The following is a 17,568-nucleotide window of genomic DNA, read 5'->3' on the forward strand; positions in this document are numbered from 1 at the left end:
TCGGTCTGCGACGGACCGAACGGCGGTCGGATTCCTCAGATGTGAGGGGAGTCACGCGGGAGCGCGGCGTCAGCCGACCTTCGTCAGCCAGCGGACAGGAGCACCCTCACCGGCGTGGCGGAAGGCGTCGAGCTCTTCGTCCCAGGCTTCGCCGAGGGCGAGGGCCATTTCATGGGCGAGCTTCGCGGGGTCGCCGCCGGCGCGTTCCATGACCGAGCGGATGCGGTCTTCGGGGACGAGGATGTTGCCGACGGAATCGGTGACCGCGTGGTAGATGCCGAGGTCGGGGGTGTGGCTCCAGCGTCCGCCGTCGACTCCGGCGGAGGGTTCCTCGGTGACCTCATAGCGCAGCGAGTCCCACCCGCGCAGTGCGGAGGCGATGCGAGAGCCGGATCCTGCGGGCGCTCGCCAGCAGACCTCGGCACGGACCAGTCCGGGCGCCGCCGGCTGGGGTGTCCAGTCGAAGCGCGCCTGCGCACCGATCGCCCCGCCCGCTGCCCATTCGATGTGCGGGCAGAGCGCGCGAGGTGCTGAGTGGACGAAGAGTACGCCCTGTGTCATATCCATTTGTGTGCCTCCTGACTCGGATACGTCTTCCCCTACGATCCGAAAGGAGGTACACGGCTCATGATAGTCGACGATGCCCTGCGAGCCAAGCACCGAAATGCCGTCTCACCTGGGTTCTTGATCGCCAGTGCCCCCGGTCGGACTTGAACCGACGACCAAAGAATTATGAGTTCCCTGCTCTGACCAGCTGAGCTACGGGGGCGAGCCGAGACCAGAGTAGCACCGGAGGTCGCCCGCCTCCCATTCCCATGTCGTCGACCGTGGTGTCGCCTCAGCCCGCCGAGGCGGTCGGTGAGATCCGCGTGAGCACGCTCCTCGCGGCGTCGACGCACGTGTAGCGTTCGGTCGTGATGTAGACGTCGTAGACCGTCTGCCCGTCGCTGCCGGGATCGTTGCGCTTCGACGCGGCGACGAGCCCCGACCAGTCGGGACCGACGACGACTACTCCGTGCTCATTGCGCATCGGGTCGGAGGCGTCGACGACTCCCCCGCGCACGCCCGGGACCGGCGGGGTGGTGAAGCCGCCGGAGAACATCGCGGTGAGTCCGACGGTGTCGCGAATGCGCTCGTACCGGTCGTAGGTCGCCTGGGAGAAGGTCGTCTCCTCACCGAAGACGCCGAGGGCGATCGTCGCCGCCCCCGAGGCCAGGGCGCGCTCCTCGAGCGCGGCGATCTGGGCGATGAGGAGTTCGCGGTTCATCACCAGGGGTTCGCGTCGCAGACCCTGGGCGATCGAGTACGGGGTGCCCAGCGCCGGAAGGTTGCGCGAATGGTGGTCTGCCAGACCGTCCTCGGCAGGCGGGGGCACGGGGGTCGGTTCACGGGTGGCGCGGCCGAAGTAGGGCCCGGACATGAAGCGCGCCCCGAGCGCACGCACACGGTCGAGATCGTCCTCGGTCGTCACCCCCTCGGCGAGGATGACGGCACCGGTGCGCTCGAGGTGGGCATGGAGGAGCCGGTTGAGCTCGGCGAGCTGGGCGTTGCACTCGACCGTGAGGACGTCGGGGTGGAGACCGACGACGGAGGGATTGACGAGCGGAACGAACGAGGTGCTGCGCAGATCCGGTCCGACCGAGGACATCCCGACGCCCCAGCCCATGGAGCGGGCCTGTCGCACCGAGCGGAGCACCGAAGCGGGCGAGGACGAGACCCGGGAGGCATCGAGCTGGAGGATGACGGAACGGTCCGGCGCCGTCGTGCGGTCCTCGAGAGTGGCGAAGGACTCCTCCTCGGCGTGGAGGAAGAGACGGTTTGAGTTCGGCAAGCCCGCTCCTTCGGCAGTGCGCAGAGCGGTGTCGCGCATCGACGCGTCGAGGTCGCCGATCATCGGCGAGGCATGCATCGCGCGGCGCAGGTTCTCCGATTCGGCATGGCCGAGCGCAGGGTCGCCGACGGGTGCCTGGAGGACCTGATAGCCGATGGTGTCGAAGGTGAAGGCATCGACGACCGGTGCGAAGCGGGTCTCGATCCCTCCGGAGCGCACCAGCTCCTCAAGGTCGAGGCCCTCATCCTTCACCGTCTGCACCACCGTCTGTCCTTCCATGTGGGAACTCGCGTTCACAGTCTTCCACATGACAGATGAGTCGGCTGTTGCGATTCGGGAACATTATTGCGCTCAGAGCTGAGGACGCCGCCCCCGCCTGACCTCGGCGATTCCCACGAATCCGGCACCGATGACGACAACAGCGATTGCTGCGAAGGCGACGACGATCCCCCGGCTCCAGTCGCCTCCGGCCACGGCGGCGAAGGCGAGGGCGGTGATGATCGCCAAACCCATCGAGGTGCCGATGCGCTGCCCCGTCTGGAGCACTCCGCCGGCGGATCCGGCGTAGCGCAGCGGCACCTCCTGGAGGGTGAGCGTCTGGTTGGGACTGATGACCATGCCCTGGGCGATGCCGACGAAGCTGAGGGTGAGCAGCATCCACCATTCGCTGCCGATGCCATTGGCGAGGAGGACGACGACGGCGACCGTGGAGACGAGGCCGAGAAGGCAGGTGACGATGCCCCAGACGACGAGTTTGCGCCCGATCTGGAAGACGAAGCGGCCGGAGACGTCGGCGGAGACCGCGGAGAGCAGAGCCGCGGGAAGACCCATGAGACCGGCGGCGAGGGCCGTGTGTCCGAGTCCCTGCTGCATGTACATGGCCACGAGCACCCACACGCTCGTCACGCCCATGAAGTAGAGGGTGATGATGACCGCGCCGCTGCTGAAGCTGCGGATCCGGAAGAGATCGAGGTCGACCATAGGTGTGCGTCCGCGCGCGGCGTAGCTCCGCTCCCACCGGGTCCAGGCCCAGATGACTCCGAGCCCGATCGGCAGCGCGAGCCAGACGTACCAGCCGAGCATGCCCTCGACGAACGGGAGGAGGACGAGGAGGACGCCGAGGCCGAGCAGCATTGTGCCGATGGGGTCGAGGTCGTGACGCGCGCGTCCGCGCCCGCTGGTCGCAGGCTCGACCGTAGCCTTGGGCGCAGTGTGCTCATCGGCGGCGACCTGGTCGGGAGCCGGATCCGATTGGGCGATCGGGTGCCAGGCCGTGTCCGGCAGCCACGCCCGGGCGAGGAGGGCGGCGACGATCGCGATGGGGACGTTGACGAGGAACGATGCCCGCCATCCCCAGTCGAGCCCGAAGACGGCGATGAACACGCCGCCGAGAACGGGCCCGATCGCCACGGAGAGTCCGACGATCGTGCCCATGAGCCCGAACGCCCGTCCCCGCTGCGGACCCTGGAAATACTGCTGGAGGAGACCGACGACCTGCGGATTGAGCAGGCCCGAGCCGAAGCCCATGAGGACGCGGGCGATGTTGAGCGTGAGCGGGTCAGGCGCGAGCCCGGCCACCAAGGACGAGATTCCGAAGAGACTGACGCCGGCGATGAAGAGCTGGGCGCGGCCGAAGACGTCGCCAGCCCGTCCGGCGGCGACGAGGACGACGCCGAAGGACAGTGCGTAGCCGGTGAGCACCCATTGGAGCGCAGAAGACGAGGCACCGAGGTCCTGCCCGATCGCCGAGAGCACGACGTTGATGATCGACACCGACAGCAGCGACATGAAGAGCGGGACGAGAGAGATGAGGAGGATCCGCTTCTGCACCTGGGTCATCTCGCCGCCGGCCACCGCATCCACGCTCCTTCACGTCATCGTCTCTGCCTGCGATGATAGCCCCTGGTGACACGACGGGGCCCGCAGCGTCCGACTCACGGGCCGAAGCCGCGCAGGCGACTCAGATCGGATAACCGGTGACCGGCCCCTCCCAATTCGGCTTCCAGCCGAGCGCAGGAGCGACGTGCTCGGCGAAGGACTGGAGGACGTGGAGGTTGTAGTCGACGCCGATCTGGCTGGGGATCGTGAGCATCACCGTGTCGGCCGCTTCGATCGCCGGGTCGGCCTTGAGCTGATCGATGAGGACGTCGGGTGCCGCGGCGTAGGTCTTGCCGAACGTCGAGCGCATGTCGTCGATGATGCCGATCTGGTCGCCGTCCGCGCTCGAGCGCCGCCCGAAGTAGAGGTCGTCGAGGTCGGTCGTGATCGGGAAGATGCTCCGGCTCACGGACACCCGTGGCGTCCAGTCGTGGCCGGCCTCCTGCCAGGCGTCGCGGAACCTGTCGATCTGGGCACGCTGGAGGTCCCCGAAGGACTCACCGGTCGCCTCGGTGAGCAGGGTCGAGCTCATGAGATTGACGCCCTGCGCGGCAGCCCACTCCCCGGTCGCCGCCGTGCCCGCGCCCCACCAGATCCGCTTGTCGAGACCCGGTGCGAAGGGTTCGATGGCGAGGCGCGCGCCGGGACCGTACTGGGCGGGATCAGCCGGCGCGACCTTCTCCCCGCGGACTGCGTCCATGAACTTCCCGAACTTCGCCCGGGCGATCGTCGCACCCTTGGCATCCTCGGCGTCGAGGTAGCCGAAGGCTTCCCAGCCGCGTTCGGCGGGTTCCGGTGATCCCCGGCTCACCCCGATCGCCACTCGACCGTCGGAGAGGAGGTCGAGGGCCGCGGACTCCTCGGCGAGGTAGAGCGGGTTCTCATACCGCATGTCGATGACGCCGGTGCCGACCTCGATGTGCTTCGTCTTCGCGGCGATTGCGCTGAGGACCGGAATCGGGGCGGCCGCCTGCTTCGCGAAATGATGGACGCGGAAGTATGCGCCGTTGACGCCGATCTCATCGGCGCCGACGCCGATCTCGACGGCCTGCTGGAGCGCTTCCTTCGCGCCGTAGTCGCCGGGGGCCGCACCTGGTCCGTAGTGGCCGAAACTGAGGAATCCGAATGCCTTCATGCTCATGGCAACCTGGTTGAGAGATCAATTATTCCGGCGCATCGGACCGCCAGCCCACCCAGAGGAGTCGCACGGTCGCCGGGTACGACGAAGGCCCCGTCGCGGACGACGGGGCCTTCTCCTGCTCCCCCGGCTGGGCTCGAACCAGCGACCCTTCGATTAACAGTCGAATGCTCTGCCAACTGAGCTACGGAGGAATGTGGCAGTGACCTGCGCACGAGAAAACAGCATAGCAAAGGTCGTCCCGGCTGAGCAAAGCGGGCGACTGTGCATTGGCTCACATGCTCGTCGGCGACCGGACCGAGCTGTGTGCGCCTCCGGCTCACCCCACCTCGACGGGAGGGGAAACCGTACATTCACCTCCACCTGAGGGCTCGGCCGACTACCGCCCTGTAACATCGGGGGTGATCCCCCGACGCGTCGCGGGAGAGACTCCGAGCCCGAATCCGACGGAAGCAGAACACGTGACCATTGTGGCCATCGCCCTCGCCGTGCTGGCAGCCGTGGCCCTCGCGTTCGGGGCCCTCTACCAGCACGACGCCGTCGCCGATCAGGACAATTCGCACGACGGTCTGAGCTGGGCGCATTTCAAGGAGCTCCTGAGCAATCGGAAGTGGCTGCTCGGTCTCTTCATCCTCGGCCTCGGCACGCTCGGGAACTTCCTCGCCCTCGCTCTCGCCCCGGTCATGGTCGTCCAGCCCATCGGCGCGTTCTCCCTCATCGTCTCCGTCCTCCTCGGCGTGCGCTATCGCGGTCTCAAGGTCAACCGCCGCCTCGTCCAGGCGGTCGTGTGGTGCACGCTCGGCGTCACCGTCTTCGTCGCGCTCTCGGCCACGACCGCGCGCACGCAGGTCCACCTCGGCGCGGATGCGATGCCGTTGGTGTGGATCACCGGGGTCATCGTCGTCCTCGGACTCATCATCATGGTCGCCTTCAGACGGGCCCCGCAGCTCGTCCTCATCACCGCCGCCGGTCTCCTCTTCGCCTGTGTGGCGACGAACGCCCACCTCGTCAGCGTCCAGTATCTGCGGGCGGGGATCGAGAACGTCACGTGGCAGAACATCGCAGCACTCGTCGCCGCCGCGGCCCTGGGCTCGTGGTTCGTCCAGAACTCGTACGCGGCCGGTCCCCCGGAGATGGTCATCGCCGGGCTCACCGTCGTCGACCCGATCGCCGCTGTCATCCTCGGCTCCGTCGTCCTCGGCGAGGCGAAGGAAGCTCCCTTGTGGCTGCTCATCATCATCACGATCACCGGATTGGTCGCGTGTCTCGGGGTCGTTGTATTGTCTCGGTATCATCCCGATGTCAGAGATCGCGAGAACGCGCGCCGGCAGGCCCGCGAAGTACTGAACCTGGACGACACCGAGGAGAGTTGAACCCTGTCCGCACAATCGACCGCCCCCGCGCGCCGCATCCTCATCCCCACAGAGACCTATGCTCCTGAGGTCAACGGAGCGGCGAAGTTCGCCGAACGACTGGCAGCGGGCCTGGCCGCACGCGGCAACGACGTCCACGTCGCCTGCCCGTCGGCCACCGGAACCCCGTCGGTGAGCGTCGAGAACGGCGTCACGGTCCACCGCCTCACCTCCCACCGCTGGATGCTCCACCCCACGTGGACGATCTGCATGCCGTGGGAGACGAAACCCGAGATCGCCCGCCTCCTCGACACCCTGCGCCCCGACGTCGTCCACACGCAGGCGCACTTCGTCATCGGACGCTACGCGTTCTCCGAATCGATCCGCCGCGGCATCCCCGTCGTCGCGACCAACCACTTCATGCCGGAGAACGTCCGCCCCTACCTCCGCGTGCCCAGACCCCTCGTCGACGGCGGCACCGCCATGGCCTGGTGGGATCTGCGCCGGAAGTTCCAGTCCGCTGACTTCATCACCGTGCCCACCCAGCTCGCGGCAGACCTCCTCACGCAGAACGGATTCACCTCCCCCATCCGCGCCGTGTCCTGCGGCATCGACCTCGAACGCTTCTCCCACCTCCAGGAGGAGGACCACGCACCGGGCATCGGCGACGGCGACGCTCCTCGCGTCCTCTTCGTCGGCCGCCTCTCCGCGGAGAAGCACGCCGACGACATCGTTCGGGCCGTGGCGAAGACCGACCCCGCCCTCGGACTCGAAGCCGACATCGTCGGCGGCGGTGACCAGGAGGAGCCGCTCAAGGCGCTTGCCGCCGAACTCGGCATCGCCGATCGCATCCACGTCCTCGGCAAGGTCAGCGACGCAGAGCTCATGGACGCCTACGCCCGCTGCACGTTCTTCTGCATGCCCTCGACCGCGGAACTCCAGTCGATCGCGACCCTTGAGGCGCTTGCCTCACGCAAACCCGTCGTCCTCGCCGATGTCGTGGCCCTGCCCCACCTCGTGCGCGACGGCGTCAACGGCTACCTCTTCCCACCGCGCGACATCGACGCCCTCGCCGACCGCTTCACCCGCCTGTGCACGCAGTCGGAGGCGGACCGGGAGGCGATGTCCCGGGCCTCCCTCGACGTCGTCGCCGTCCACGACATCGAATACACCCTCGACACGTTCGAATCGATCTACGCCGACGTCATCGACGGCACGGTCGACTCAGCGGCCTGAGGCCACAGCCAGCGGCGGGCACAGCGCAGCGGCTCAGAGGTCAGGCGCGCTCCCGGTCGGCACCGTCGCCGCATCCGTCGGCGGAAGGAACACGCTCGGCTCCCGGCGCAGGTGCGCGAAGTCGATGCCGTCGACGAGGTCGTCAAGCGACGACCAGGGCCTTTGCCCGAGAACCTCTCCCCCGGCGGAGTCCCCGCCGAGGGAGTGCCACACCCATTCGAAGACATCCGCGGGCTTCCAGCCGAGGGCCGAGAGCTGCTCATACGTCACTGCTCCGTCGCGCTTGGCCAGCCTGGCCCCCGATTCCCCGAGGACGAGGGGGACGTGGAGCCACGACTGCTCGCCTGCACCGAGGAGGCGCCCGAGATGTGCCTGCCGCGGTGCCGAAGAGGCAAGGTCGTCACCGCGGAGGACCTCGTCGACGCCGCTGGCCGCATCGTCGACGACGACGGTGAGGTTGTAGGCGAAGACTCCGTCACCCCGGCGCAGGACGAAGTCGTCGACGGGCGCGGTGATCGTCCCGAGGAGTCCGTCGGGGACCGTGATCTCCGTATTCTCCGTGCGCAGCCGCAGCGCCGGCTGCCGGCCTGCGGCGGCGAGTTCCGCGCGTCGACGCTCCCGGACCCCCTCGCCGAGGCGGCGGCACGTTCCCGGGTACGCCCCCGGCGGGGCGTGCGGAGCCGAGGGCGCCTGCTGGATGTCCCGGCGCGAGCAGTAGCACTCGTAGACGAGCCCCGCCTCGGCGAGGCTGCCGATCGCGTCAGCGTAGACGTCGAGCCTCTCGGACTGGACGAGCGGGGTCTCATCGGGGACGACGCCGAGTTCCCTGAAGACCTGCAGCTGCGAGGCGGCCGCCCCCGCCCGGACCCTGTCGAGGTCCTCGATGCGCCAGAGGAACCGCCGTCCCGTCTGCCTGGCCCGCGCGTAGGCGAGGAGTCCGGTGCGGATGTTGCCGAGGTGGAGGTCGCCGCTCGGGCTCGGTGCGAACCGGCCGGCGCCCCTCACTTCTCAGACACGAGGTCGGCGTACTGCGGGAACCGCTGAAGGTAGTCGATGACGTAGGTGCACGTGGGCACGATCCGCCCGCCCTCGGCGCGGATCTCGTCGAGGGCGTGGGTGACCAGGGTGCGGGCGAATCCGCGACGGGAGAAGCCTTCGGAGATGATCGTGTGCTGCAGCTCGAGGGTCGACCCATCGACGACCCGGTAGGCGAGGAACCCCACGAACGCCTCGTCGTCAGAGGTGAAGAGTTCGAAGCGGTCCCGGTCGCGGTTGCGTCGCATCGTCACCGGGGTGGTGCTGAGTTCGGGTTCCATCTGCACTTCCTCATCATCGCACGGGCGCAGTCGTGAGCCCTTCGCCCTCGACATCGGCCGTGGTCTTGCGCTGCAGCCGTCTCTCCAGCCACCGAGCGAAGCCGGCGACGATCATGTTGATGACGATGAAGAGGGCGGCACCGACGATGAACGTCGGCAGGAGGTTATTGTACTCGCGGCCGATGAGGTTGACCTGGTAGAGGAGGTCCTGATAGGTGACGATGAAGCCGAGTGCGGAGTCCTTGAGGAGGACGACGACCTGGGCGATGATCGTCGGCATCATCGCTCGCAGCGCCTGCGGCATGAGGACGAGGCTCATCACCTGACCGGGACGCAGACCGATGGCCATCGCCGCCTCCCGCTGGCCCTTGGGCACAGCGAGGATGCCGGCGCGGATGATCTCCGCGAGCACCATGCCGTTGTAGAGGGTGAGGCCGATGACGACGGACCAGAACGGACCGATCGTGTTCCCGAAGAGGAGGAAGGTCGCGAAGATGAGGAGGAGGACGGGCACGCCGCGGAAGAACTCGAGGACGATCGTCGCAGGCACGGAGATGATGCGCTTGGGTGAGAGCCGCAGGAGGGCGAAGACGACTCCGACGGCCAGCGCGAGCACCGAGGCGACGACGGCGACCTTGAGGGTCGCGAGCATGCCCTCGAGGAGGACGAGCTGGATCTGCGCGAACGTGAACGGGTACCACTTCGCAGGTTCGAGCTGTCCGGCGTCGGCGAACTTCCAGATGACGAACGCGACGATGCCGGCGAGCACGATCGTCGAGACGATGGAGAGGACGATGTTGTTGCGGCGGGCCTTGGGGCCGGGCGCGTCGAAGAGGACCGCTGTCGGTGCGCTCATCGCAGGATCACCAGCTTCCGCTCGAGGTAGGAGAAGATGCGGCCGAGGATGAGGGCCAGGACGAGGTAGGCGACGGCCGTGCCGAAGAGGATGGGGATGACGAGGTCCCCGCGCAGCTCGATCGCGTTGCGCATCGCCGAGATGAGCTCGCGGTTGTTGAACGCCGAGGCGATCGAGGTGTTCTTGAGCATCGCGATGACGACGCTGCCGAGCGGCGGGATGACGGTGCGGAACGCCTGCGGGAGGATGACCTCGCTCAGCGTCTGGTTGAAGGTCAGTCCGATTGCCCGTGCGGCTTCGGCCTGACCGACCGGGATGGTGGCGATGCCGGCCTTGAGCGTCTCGGCGACGAAGCAAGCGGTGTAGGCGGTGAGCGCGATCGTCGCGTAGACGAAGGAGTTGAACGAGCTCGAGCTGCCGAAGCGGATGTCGAGGAAGGGCAGGCCGAAGGCGCAGAAGAACATCACCAGCGTCAGCGGCGTGTTCCTCACGACGTTGATGTACGTCGAGGCCGCGATCCGGAGCACCGGTGTCGGCGAGACCCGCATCGCTGCCAGTATCGTTCCGAGCACGAGTGAGCCGACCAGGGCGACGGTGAAGAGCTTGACCGTGCCCCACACGCCGGAGCCGAAGAGCTCGAGGAGCTGGACGAAATCCATCCCGGGTTCCTTAATCGATGCGAGGGCACCCTCAGGCGCCCTCGCATCGCATCATCAAGCGGACAGGTCAGTAACGGTCGACCTCAGGCATCTGCACTCCCTCGGACGAACCGAGAGTGTATTCGAAGCCCTTCTTCCAGTCGCCGTCCTCCATGCTCTTCTCCACGGCGTCGTTGACCGCGTTGCGCAGCGCCGTATCGCCCTTGGGCAGGCCGATGCCGTAGGGCTCCTCGCTGAACGGCTTTCCGACGACCTTGAGCTCGCCCTCGTTCTGGGCGGCATAGCCGCGGAGGATCGCGTCATCGGTCGTCACCGCATCGACCGCGCCCGACTGGAGGTCGGTGACGCACTTCGAGTAGGTGTCGTACGTGACGAGCTCGGCGTCCGTGTACTTGTCCTGGATGTTCTGGGCCGGCGTCGACCCGTCGACGGAGCAGACCTTCTTGCCCGCGAGGTCCTCGGGTCCCGCGATGTCGGAGTCGGCCTTGACGAGCAGGTCCTGACCGGCGACGTAGTACGGTCCGGCGAAGTCGACGACCTTCTTGCGCTCGTCGTTGATCGTGTAGGTCGCCACGACCATGTCGACGTTGCCCTGCTGGAGGAAGGGCTCACGGTTGGCCGACACCGTCTCGACGAAGTCGAGCTGATCGGGGGCGAAGCCGAGCTGCGCACCGACCATCTTCGCGATCTCGATGTCGAAGCCCTCCGGGACGTCCGATCCGGCCTTGACGTTGCCGAGCCCGGGCTGGTCGAACTTGACGCCGACCTTGAGCGTGCCCGCGTCCTTCGCGGCCTGCCAGGTCTTCGAGTCCTTGACGTCGGCGTTCTCGTTGACGGGGTACTCGGGGGCCGCCGCCTGCGAACCGCCCTCGGCGGGGGCATCGGGGGTTCCGCCCTGACCGCAGCCGCTGAGGGCGAGCAGGCCGACCGCGACGGCGGCGATGGACACTCTGAGCTTCTTCATGGTTTCTCCTTGTGGTTCTCGTGCGGGACTGCGGGGTCAGTTGGTGAGGATCTTCGAAAGGAAGTCCTGCGCGCGGGCACTCTGCGGGTTGGTGAAGAACTCCTCGGGGTCGGCGACCTCGACGATCTCGCCGTCGGCCATGAAGACCACCCGGTTGCCGGCCTTGCGGGCGAATCCCATCTCGTGGGTGACGACGACCATCGTCATCCCCTCCTTGGCGAGCTCGACCATGACGTCGAGGACCTCGTTGATCATCTCCGGGTCGAGCGCCGAAGTGGGCTCGTCGAAGAGCATGACCTTCGGCTTCATCGCCAATGCCCGGGCGATCGCGACACGCTGCTGCTGACCGCCGGAGAGCTGAGCGGGGTACTTGTCGGCCTGATGGGCGACGCCGACGCGCTCGAGCAGCGCCATCGCCTGCTTGTCGGCCTCGGACTTCTTGAGCTTGCGGACCTTGATCGGCCCGAGTGTGACGTTCTCGAGGATCGTCTTGTGGGCGAAGAGGTTGAAGGACTGGAACACCATGCCGACGTCCGAGCGCAGCTGGGCGAGCTCGGCTCCCTCGGCCGGAAGCTCCTCGCCCTCGATCGTGATCGACCCCGAGGTGATGGTCTCGAGTCGGTTGATCGTCCGGCACAGGGTCGACTTGCCCGAACCGGAGGGTCCGATGACGACGACGACCTCGCCCTCGTGGATGTCGAGGTCGATGTGCTTCAGCGCATGGAAGTCTCCGTAGTGCTTCTCGACGTCCGTCATCGAGACCAACGGCTGTGATTCAGCTCTCATGACCACCGATCTTAGTGAAAGACCAGCTCACAAGGTAATCCCCGGGTGTTCACAGGGGAACTGCAACCGACTTGTGACCTAGCTCGCATGGACGATGCGCTCGCCCTCCTCGCGGAGTTCGACCTTGCGGATCTTGCCCGACACCGTCATCGGGAAGGAGTCGCGGACTTCGACGTAGCGAGGGATCTTGAAGTGGGCGAGACGCCCGGCCGCGAACTCCCTGACGTCCTCGGCGGTGAGCGTGTCGTAGCCGTCCTTGAGGATCACCCATGCCATGAGCTCCTCACCGTACTTCTCGTCGGAGACGCCGATGACCTGGACGTCGCTGATCGCCGGATGCTGGTAGAGGAACTCCTCGATCTCGCGCGGATAGACGTTCTCGCCGCCGCGGATGACCATGTCCTTGATCCGCCCGGAGATGTCGACGTAGCCGTCGTCGTCCATGATCGCGAGGTCCCCGGTGTGCATCCACCGGGCGCTGTCGATCGCCTCGGCGGTCTTCTCCGGTTCCTCCCAGTACCCGAGCATGACCGAGTAGCCGCGGGTGCACAGTTCGCCCTTCTGCCCGCGGGGCATGGTCTGGCCCGTCACCGGGTCGACGATCTTCACCTCGACGTGCGGCATCACCCGCCCGACGGTCTCCGTGCGGGCCTCGAGCGAATCGTCGACGCGGGTCATCGTCGAGACCGGGGAGGTCTCGGTCATCCCGTAGCAGATGGCAACCTCGGACATGTTCATGTCGTCGATGACGTGGCGCATGACCTCGACCGGGCAGGGGGAGCCGGCCATGATCCCGGTCCGCAGCGATGAGAGGTCGAAGTCGGAGAAGTCCGGCTGGCCGAGCTCGGCGATGAACATCGTCGGCACTCCGTAGAGGGAGGTCGCCTTCTCCTCGGCGACGGCAGTGAGGCTCGCCGCCGGGTCGAATCCGGGTGAGGGCAGGACGATCGAGGCGCCGTGGCTGAGCGCGGCGAGGTTGCCCATGACCATGCCGAAGCAGTGGTAGTAGGGCACGGAGAGGACGACCGAGTCGTCGGGGGTGTAGGAGAGCAGCTCGGCGATGAAGTACCCGTTGTTGAGGATGTTGTGGTGGGAGAGGGTGACCCCCTTCGGGAAGCCCGTCGTCCCCGAGGTGTACTGGATGTTGATCGGATCGTCGACCGAGAGCTCGCCGGCTGCCTGCTCGAGGCGCACCGCGTACTTCGCGCCGGGATCCTCCAGGAGGCTTCGGCCCTCGTCGAGCAGGCGCGCGAACGACTCGCGCTCCCCCACCGCCGTGTCGCCGATCAGCGCGGCGGGAACGGTGTCGATGAAGACGAGGTCGAGGTCGGGGACGGTGCCGGAGACCTCGGTGGCCAGCGCGTGGAAGTCCGTGTGAGGCGGGTTGAGGATCTGTGAGATGAGCAGCGTCATCCCCGACTGCCTGACGACGTATTCGAGCTCGTGCGCCCGATAGGAGGGGTTGACGTTGACGAGGATCGCGCCGATCTTCGCCGTCGCATACTGGACGAGCGCCCACTCCCCGACGTTCTGCGCCCAGATGCCCACCCGGTCGCCCTTGCGCACGCCGCGCTCAAGCAGCGCCGCGGCGAGGGCATCGGTGTCCCTGTCGAACTCGGCGTACGTCCAGCGGCGATCGGAGCCGCGGTCGACGAGGGCGATCGCCTCGGGGTGTTCAGCAGCCGTGCGGCGGAAGTTCGCAGGGATCGTCTCGCCGAGCAGGGGGGCGTTCGAGGGGCCGGAGGAGTAGGAGAGTGCGGTCACGTCGGTGTGCTCCTTCGCAGGGGTCTAGTGTGATCCACTGCACAGTATTCCCTCTCCGTCCGTCTCGCAAAAGCTGCGGAGGAAATCCCGGCCGCTCGTGTCGTCGCCGTGGCCGATCTCCCCGACCGCTCCCACAGTGTCCACACGCCCGGAGTCGATGAGCACGAGGGTCTCGGCGAGGCTCGTGACGTCGGCGACATCGTGGGTGATGAGCAGTGCGCTGCGCCCACGCAGCACCTCCTTGAGGACGCGGCGCGTCTCGATGCGCACGTCGACGTCGAGGGCGGCCAGGGGTTCGTCGAGGAGGAGGAGGGCAGGATCGACGACGAGGGCGCGGGCGAGGGCGATGCGGGCGGCCTGTCCCCCGGACACGGCATCGGGTCGACGCCCCGCGCATTCCCCGACGCCGAGGCGGTCGAGCATGTCCGCGGCGTGTCGCCGTGCCAGCGCGGCCGGTTCACCGCGGGCGCGCAGTCCGTAGGCGACGTTGTCGAGCACGCTGAGGTGGGGGAAGAGCAGCGGGTTCTGGGCGAGATGGACGATGCCGCGGGCGTGGATGGGCGGCCACAGGCCCGCCGCGACGTCGAAGACGGTGGTCCCGCCGATCCGCAGCGATCCCGCAGCGGCCGGGAGCGCCCCGATGAGGATCTCGAAGAGACTCGTCTTGCCGGCGCCGTTGCGGCCGATGACCGCCGTCGTCGACCCGGCGGGCACGTCGACGGCGACATCGAGGCCGCGCTCGGGCAGGACCGCCCGGAGGCTGAGCGTACCGCGGTCAGTCGGGGGGTGGTCCCGCACGCTCGACGCATGGTCGGAGTCGTCTGCGGCGGGCAGGTCCGCCGGGGCTGCGCTGCGAGCACCGGCGCTCTCGGGCGCGGCGGCGTCCGTCCGGGCGGCTGCGCGCCGGCGCAGCCGCGGCGCATGCGGCGAACGGTAGGCGAGGACGATGATGACGAGGGCCGCGGCGACGAGGAGGAGCGAGAGGGCGATCGCCGACTGCGGATCGGACTCACGGACGAGATAGATCTGCAGCGGCATCGTCCGCGTCACCCCCGACAGGGAACCGGCGAAGGTCAGGGTCGCCCCGAACTCCCCGAGCGACCGGGCGAAGCAGAGCACGGTACCGGTGAGGATGCCGCCCCGAAGCATCGGGACGGTGATCGTCGCGAACACTCGGGCCGGCGTCGCACCGAGTTCGGCCGCCGCGAGCTCCCACCGCTGCCCGCGGGCGGCGACCGCGGTCTCGACGGACATGACCATGAACGGCAGGGAGACGAAGATCTGCGCGAACACGACGGCTGCGGTCGTGTAGGCGAGGCCGATGCCCGCCTCGGTGAGCAGCGACCCGAGATAGGCCGACCGCCCCCATGTGTAGAGCAGGGCGAGGCCGCTGACGACCGGGGGCAGGACGAGGGGCAGGAGGATGAGGGTGCGCAGGAGTCTCTGTCCGCGGAAGCGCGTCGTCGCGAGCAGGTAACCGAGCGGGAAGCCGATGAGGAGGCTGACGAGTGCCGCGATCGTCGAGGTGAGAAGGGAGAGTCCCATCGCCAGCAGGGATTCCGGTGCGGTGACGACCTCGCCGAGGTGGCCGAGGTCGATGCGTGCGACCATCCCGATGATGGGCACGAGGAGGAAGGCGACGCCGAGGGCTGCGGGGATCCACAGCCACCTCGGCGCCGCCGAATGACGGCGGGTGGGACGGCTCATGGGGTGGAGAACCCGGCGTCCTCGAGCAGCTTCACAGCCTCAGGCGACCGGAGGTAGCTGACGAACGCGTCCGCCTGCTCCTGGTTCTCGCTCGCCCTCACCGTGGCCGCCGGGTACCGGTTGACGACCTTCTCGGCCCCGTCGAGGTCAACCTGGTCGACGTCGCCGTCTGCGCGGGCGACGTCGGTGACGTAGACGATGCCCGCGTCGGCCTGGCCGGAGCTCACCTTGCCGAGGACATCGGTCACCGAGTTCTCCTCGCTCGCCGGGTCGAGGGTGACGCCGTTCTGCTGCGCCCACTCCTTCGTCGCCGCCCCGCACGGCACCTGGGGTGCGCAGACGACGAGGTCTGTGCCGGCGAGGTCCTGCGAGTCGGCGATCCGCTTCGGGTTGCCGGGGGCGACGGCGAGGGCGAGGGTGTTCGAGGCGAAGATCTCCGGCGTTCCGGTGAGCAGATCGTCGCCTGCGAGGGTGTCCATCGTCTTCTCATCGGCGGTGGCGATGACATCGGCGGGAGCGCCCTCGCTGATCTGGGCGACGAGGTCGGAGGATCCGGCGAAGGAGAACGTCACGTCGGTGTTCGGCGCGGTCCTCTCGTATTCGGTCGCGATCTCCTCGAAGACCTCGGTGAGGGAGGCGGCGGCGAAGACAGTGAGCGTGGTCGGCTCCTCGGCCCGGTCCTCGCCCGAGGCACCGGTGGAACAGGCGGAGAGAGTGAGCAGGGCGACGATGCCCGCTGCGGTGGCAAGTCTCTTCATAACCCATTCATACCCGCAGATGCGGAGTTTTCACCACATTCTGTCAGTATCTGAGATTTCGTTCCCGATCAGTCACTCCTCGCCGACGGTGTCGATCCAGACCATCGTCGCCTTGACCGCGGCCGTGGCGAGGCTGCCGGGTTCGAGCTCGAGCTGACGGCACGCCTCGGCGGACATGAGGGAGACGACGCGGAAGGGACCGCACTGGAGGCTGACCTGGGCCATCACGCCGTCGATGACGACGTCGGTGACGAGTCCGGTGAAGCGGTTGCGGGCCGAGCTGCGCACATGGGTGGGATCGTCGAGGGCTCCGGCGGAGTCCTGGGCCAGCGCGGCGAGTTCGGCGCCGTCGACGACCGAGCGGTTCGAGGCGTCCTTGTGCTGACGCAGGCGCCCGTCGCTGATCCACCGGCGGATGGTGTCGTCGCTGACGCCGAGGAAGCGGGCGGCGTCGCTGATGCGCAGCCGGGTCATTCGAGCGCTCCCACCCATTCGTCGTCGCCGTCGGAGAAGTACTGGTGCTTCCAGATCGCGACCTTGTCCTTGACCTCGTCGATGAGCTCTGCACACGCGGCGAACGCCTCCCGGCGGTGGGCGGAGGCGACGACGGCGGCCAGCGCCACGTCGCCGATGCGAAGCTCCCCGACCCGGTGGACGACGGAGATCCGCACCTCCGGGTGGGCTCTGGCAACGGCGGCGGCCACCTCGGCGAGCTGCTGGTCGGCGAGCGGATGGGATTCGTAGACGAGTCGTTCGACTCCCCTGCCCGAGTCGTGGTCGCGGATGATGCCGGAGAAGGTCACGGATGCTCCGGACGCCGCGGTGACGACCTCGGGAGCAAGCTCGTCGGTGCTGATCGGGGTCTCGACGATTCCGGTGCGGATCACGCTCATGTCGACCGCCTCCAGTCTCCGCTGCGGCCCCCGGACTTCTCGATGACCTTGATGTCGCCGATGACCGCCTGGTTGTCGACGGCTTTGATCATGTCGAAGATCGTCAGGGCCGCCACCGATGCCGCAGTGAGCGCCTCCATCTCGACGCCCGTCTTCGAGACGGTCTTGACCGCCGCAGTGATCCGCACGCTCGTCTCGTCGAGGGTGAAGTCGACGTCGACTCCGGTCAGGGGCAGCGGGTGGCAGAGGGGGATGAGGTCGCTCGTGCGCTTGGCACCCATGACAGCGGCGATGCGCGCGACCGGCAGGGCGTCGCCCTTGGGCAGTCCCGCCTCGGTGATGAGGGCGATGACCTCGGGGCGCGTCGTGATGAGCGCCGTCGCCACGGCGCGGCGCTTCGTCACGTCCTTGTCCCCGACGTCGACCATGT

18 protein-coding genes and 2 tRNA genes are annotated in these 17,568 nt (G+C 67.8%); 2 read left to right on the forward strand and 18 right to left on the reverse strand.

Annotated elements, in window-relative coordinates; genetic code table 11:
* Nucleotides 1–69: 69 nt before the first annotated feature.
* From BC102111_RS06080 to BC102111_RS06105, 6 genes are all read right to left on the reverse strand, one after another.
* Nucleotides 70–561, reverse strand: a complete 492-nt coding sequence (locus BC102111_RS06080; RefSeq protein WP_063250473.1) for a DUF3145 domain-containing protein — start codon at nucleotides 559–561, stop codon at nucleotides 70–72.
* Nucleotides 562–695: 134 nt separating this feature from the next.
* A tRNA-Ile gene (locus tag BC102111_RS06085) sits at nucleotides 696–769 on the reverse strand.
* Nucleotides 770–838: 69 nt separating this feature from the next.
* Nucleotides 839–2,095, reverse strand: a complete 1,257-nt coding sequence (locus BC102111_RS06090; protein ID WP_232252582.1) for an EAL domain-containing protein — start codon at nucleotides 2,093–2,095, stop codon at nucleotides 839–841.
* A gap of 87 nt (nucleotides 2,096–2,182) precedes the next feature.
* Entirely contained in the window at nucleotides 2,183–3,685 is a 1,503-nt protein-coding gene (locus BC102111_RS06095; protein ID WP_101623897.1) for an MFS transporter, read from the reverse strand.
* Nucleotides 3,686–3,791: 106 nt separating this feature from the next.
* A complete protein-coding gene (locus tag BC102111_RS06100; protein WP_101623814.1) occupies nucleotides 3,792–4,844 on the reverse strand; it encodes an LLM class flavin-dependent oxidoreductase in 1,053 nt (350 codons plus the stop codon).
* 124 nt (nucleotides 4,845–4,968) lie between these two features.
* Nucleotides 4,969–5,041, reverse strand: a tRNA-Asn gene (locus tag BC102111_RS06105).
* Nucleotides 5,042–5,308: 267 nt separating this feature from the next.
* On the opposite strand from BC102111_RS06105, the gene BC102111_RS06110 reads away from it, so the two are divergent.
* On the forward strand, nucleotides 5,309–6,220 hold the full coding sequence (locus BC102111_RS06110; RefSeq protein ID WP_223289865.1) for a DMT family transporter: 912 nt from the start codon (nucleotides 5,309–5,311) through the stop codon (nucleotides 6,218–6,220).
* 42 nt (nucleotides 6,221–6,262) lie between these two features.
* Nucleotides 6,263–7,435, forward strand: a complete 1,173-nt coding sequence (locus BC102111_RS06115) for a glycosyltransferase (RefSeq protein ID WP_257957707.1) — start codon at nucleotides 6,263–6,265, stop codon at nucleotides 7,433–7,435.
* Between the two features lie 33 nt (nucleotides 7,436–7,468).
* On the opposite strand, the gene gluQRS is transcribed toward BC102111_RS06115, so the two are convergent.
* The 12 genes from gluQRS to moaC all read right to left on the reverse strand — a co-directional run bounded on the left by gluQRS (nucleotide 7,469) and on the right by moaC (nucleotide 17,566).
* Nucleotides 7,469–8,440 carry a tRNA glutamyl-Q(34) synthetase GluQRS gene (gene gluQRS, locus BC102111_RS06120; RefSeq protein WP_101623816.1) on the reverse strand — a complete coding sequence of 324 codons (972 nt, stop codon included), beginning with the start codon at nucleotides 8,438–8,440 and terminating at the stop codon, nucleotides 7,469–7,471.
* On the reverse strand, nucleotides 8,437–8,751 hold the full coding sequence (locus BC102111_RS06125; RefSeq protein ID WP_101623817.1) for a GNAT family N-acetyltransferase: 315 nt from the start codon (nucleotides 8,749–8,751) through the stop codon (nucleotides 8,437–8,439). The genes gluQRS and BC102111_RS06125 overlap by 4 nt, the downstream gene beginning before the upstream one ends.
* A gap of 13 nt (nucleotides 8,752–8,764) precedes the next feature.
* Nucleotides 8,765–9,607: an amino acid ABC transporter permease gene (locus BC102111_RS06130; protein ID WP_101623818.1), complete on the reverse strand. Its 843-nt coding sequence runs from the start codon at nucleotides 9,605–9,607 to the stop codon at nucleotides 8,765–8,767.
* The gene (locus BC102111_RS06135; protein WP_009375562.1) at nucleotides 9,604–10,266 is read right to left on the reverse strand and encodes an amino acid ABC transporter permease; all 663 of its coding nucleotides are present in this window, start codon (nucleotides 10,264–10,266) and stop codon (nucleotides 9,604–9,606) included. The genes BC102111_RS06130 and BC102111_RS06135 overlap by 4 nt, the downstream gene beginning before the upstream one ends.
* Nucleotides 10,267–10,333: 67 nt before the next feature.
* Nucleotides 10,334–11,230 (reverse strand): glutamate ABC transporter substrate-binding protein, encoded by an 897-nt coding sequence (locus BC102111_RS06140; protein ID WP_009375561.1) that lies wholly within the window; start codon nucleotides 11,228–11,230, stop codon nucleotides 10,334–10,336.
* Between the two features lie 36 nt (nucleotides 11,231–11,266).
* The gene (locus tag BC102111_RS06145) at nucleotides 11,267–11,995 is read right to left on the reverse strand and encodes an amino acid ABC transporter ATP-binding protein (RefSeq protein ID WP_009375560.1); all 729 of its coding nucleotides are present in this window, start codon (nucleotides 11,993–11,995) and stop codon (nucleotides 11,267–11,269) included.
* A gap of 99 nt (nucleotides 11,996–12,094) precedes the next feature.
* A complete protein-coding gene (locus BC102111_RS06150; protein ID WP_101623819.1) occupies nucleotides 12,095–13,780 on the reverse strand; it encodes an AMP-binding protein in 1,686 nt (561 codons plus the stop codon).
* Nucleotides 13,781–13,804: 24 nt separating this feature from the next.
* Nucleotides 13,805–15,487 carry an ABC transporter permease gene (locus tag BC102111_RS06155; RefSeq protein WP_063250640.1) on the reverse strand — a complete coding sequence of 561 codons (1,683 nt, stop codon included), beginning with the start codon at nucleotides 15,485–15,487 and terminating at the stop codon, nucleotides 13,805–13,807.
* Nucleotides 15,484–16,245, reverse strand: a complete 762-nt coding sequence (gene modA / locus BC102111_RS06160; protein ID WP_101623820.1) for a molybdate ABC transporter substrate-binding protein — start codon at nucleotides 16,243–16,245, stop codon at nucleotides 15,484–15,486. The genes BC102111_RS06155 and modA overlap by 4 nt, the downstream gene beginning before the upstream one ends.
* A gap of 72 nt (nucleotides 16,246–16,317) precedes the next feature.
* Nucleotides 16,318–16,719, reverse strand: coding sequence for a TOBE domain-containing protein (locus BC102111_RS06165; protein WP_009375555.1), 402 nt, complete (start codon nucleotides 16,717–16,719; stop codon nucleotides 16,318–16,320).
* Nucleotides 16,716–17,138 (reverse strand): molybdenum cofactor biosynthesis protein MoaE, encoded by a 423-nt coding sequence (locus tag BC102111_RS06170; RefSeq protein WP_063250637.1) that lies wholly within the window; start codon nucleotides 17,136–17,138, stop codon nucleotides 16,716–16,718. The genes BC102111_RS06165 and BC102111_RS06170 overlap by 4 nt, the downstream gene beginning before the upstream one ends.
* Nucleotides 17,135–17,566: a cyclic pyranopterin monophosphate synthase MoaC gene (gene moaC, locus BC102111_RS06175; RefSeq protein WP_063250648.1), complete on the reverse strand. Its 432-nt coding sequence runs from the start codon at nucleotides 17,564–17,566 to the stop codon at nucleotides 17,135–17,137. Before moaC ends, BC102111_RS06170 begins: the two co-directional genes overlap by 4 nt.
* Nucleotides 17,567–17,568: the final 2 nt, after the last annotated feature.

Source organism: Brevibacterium casei CIP 102111 (genome assembly GCF_900169275.1).
GTDB lineage: Bacteria > Actinomycetota > Actinomycetes > Actinomycetales > Brevibacteriaceae > Brevibacterium > Brevibacterium casei.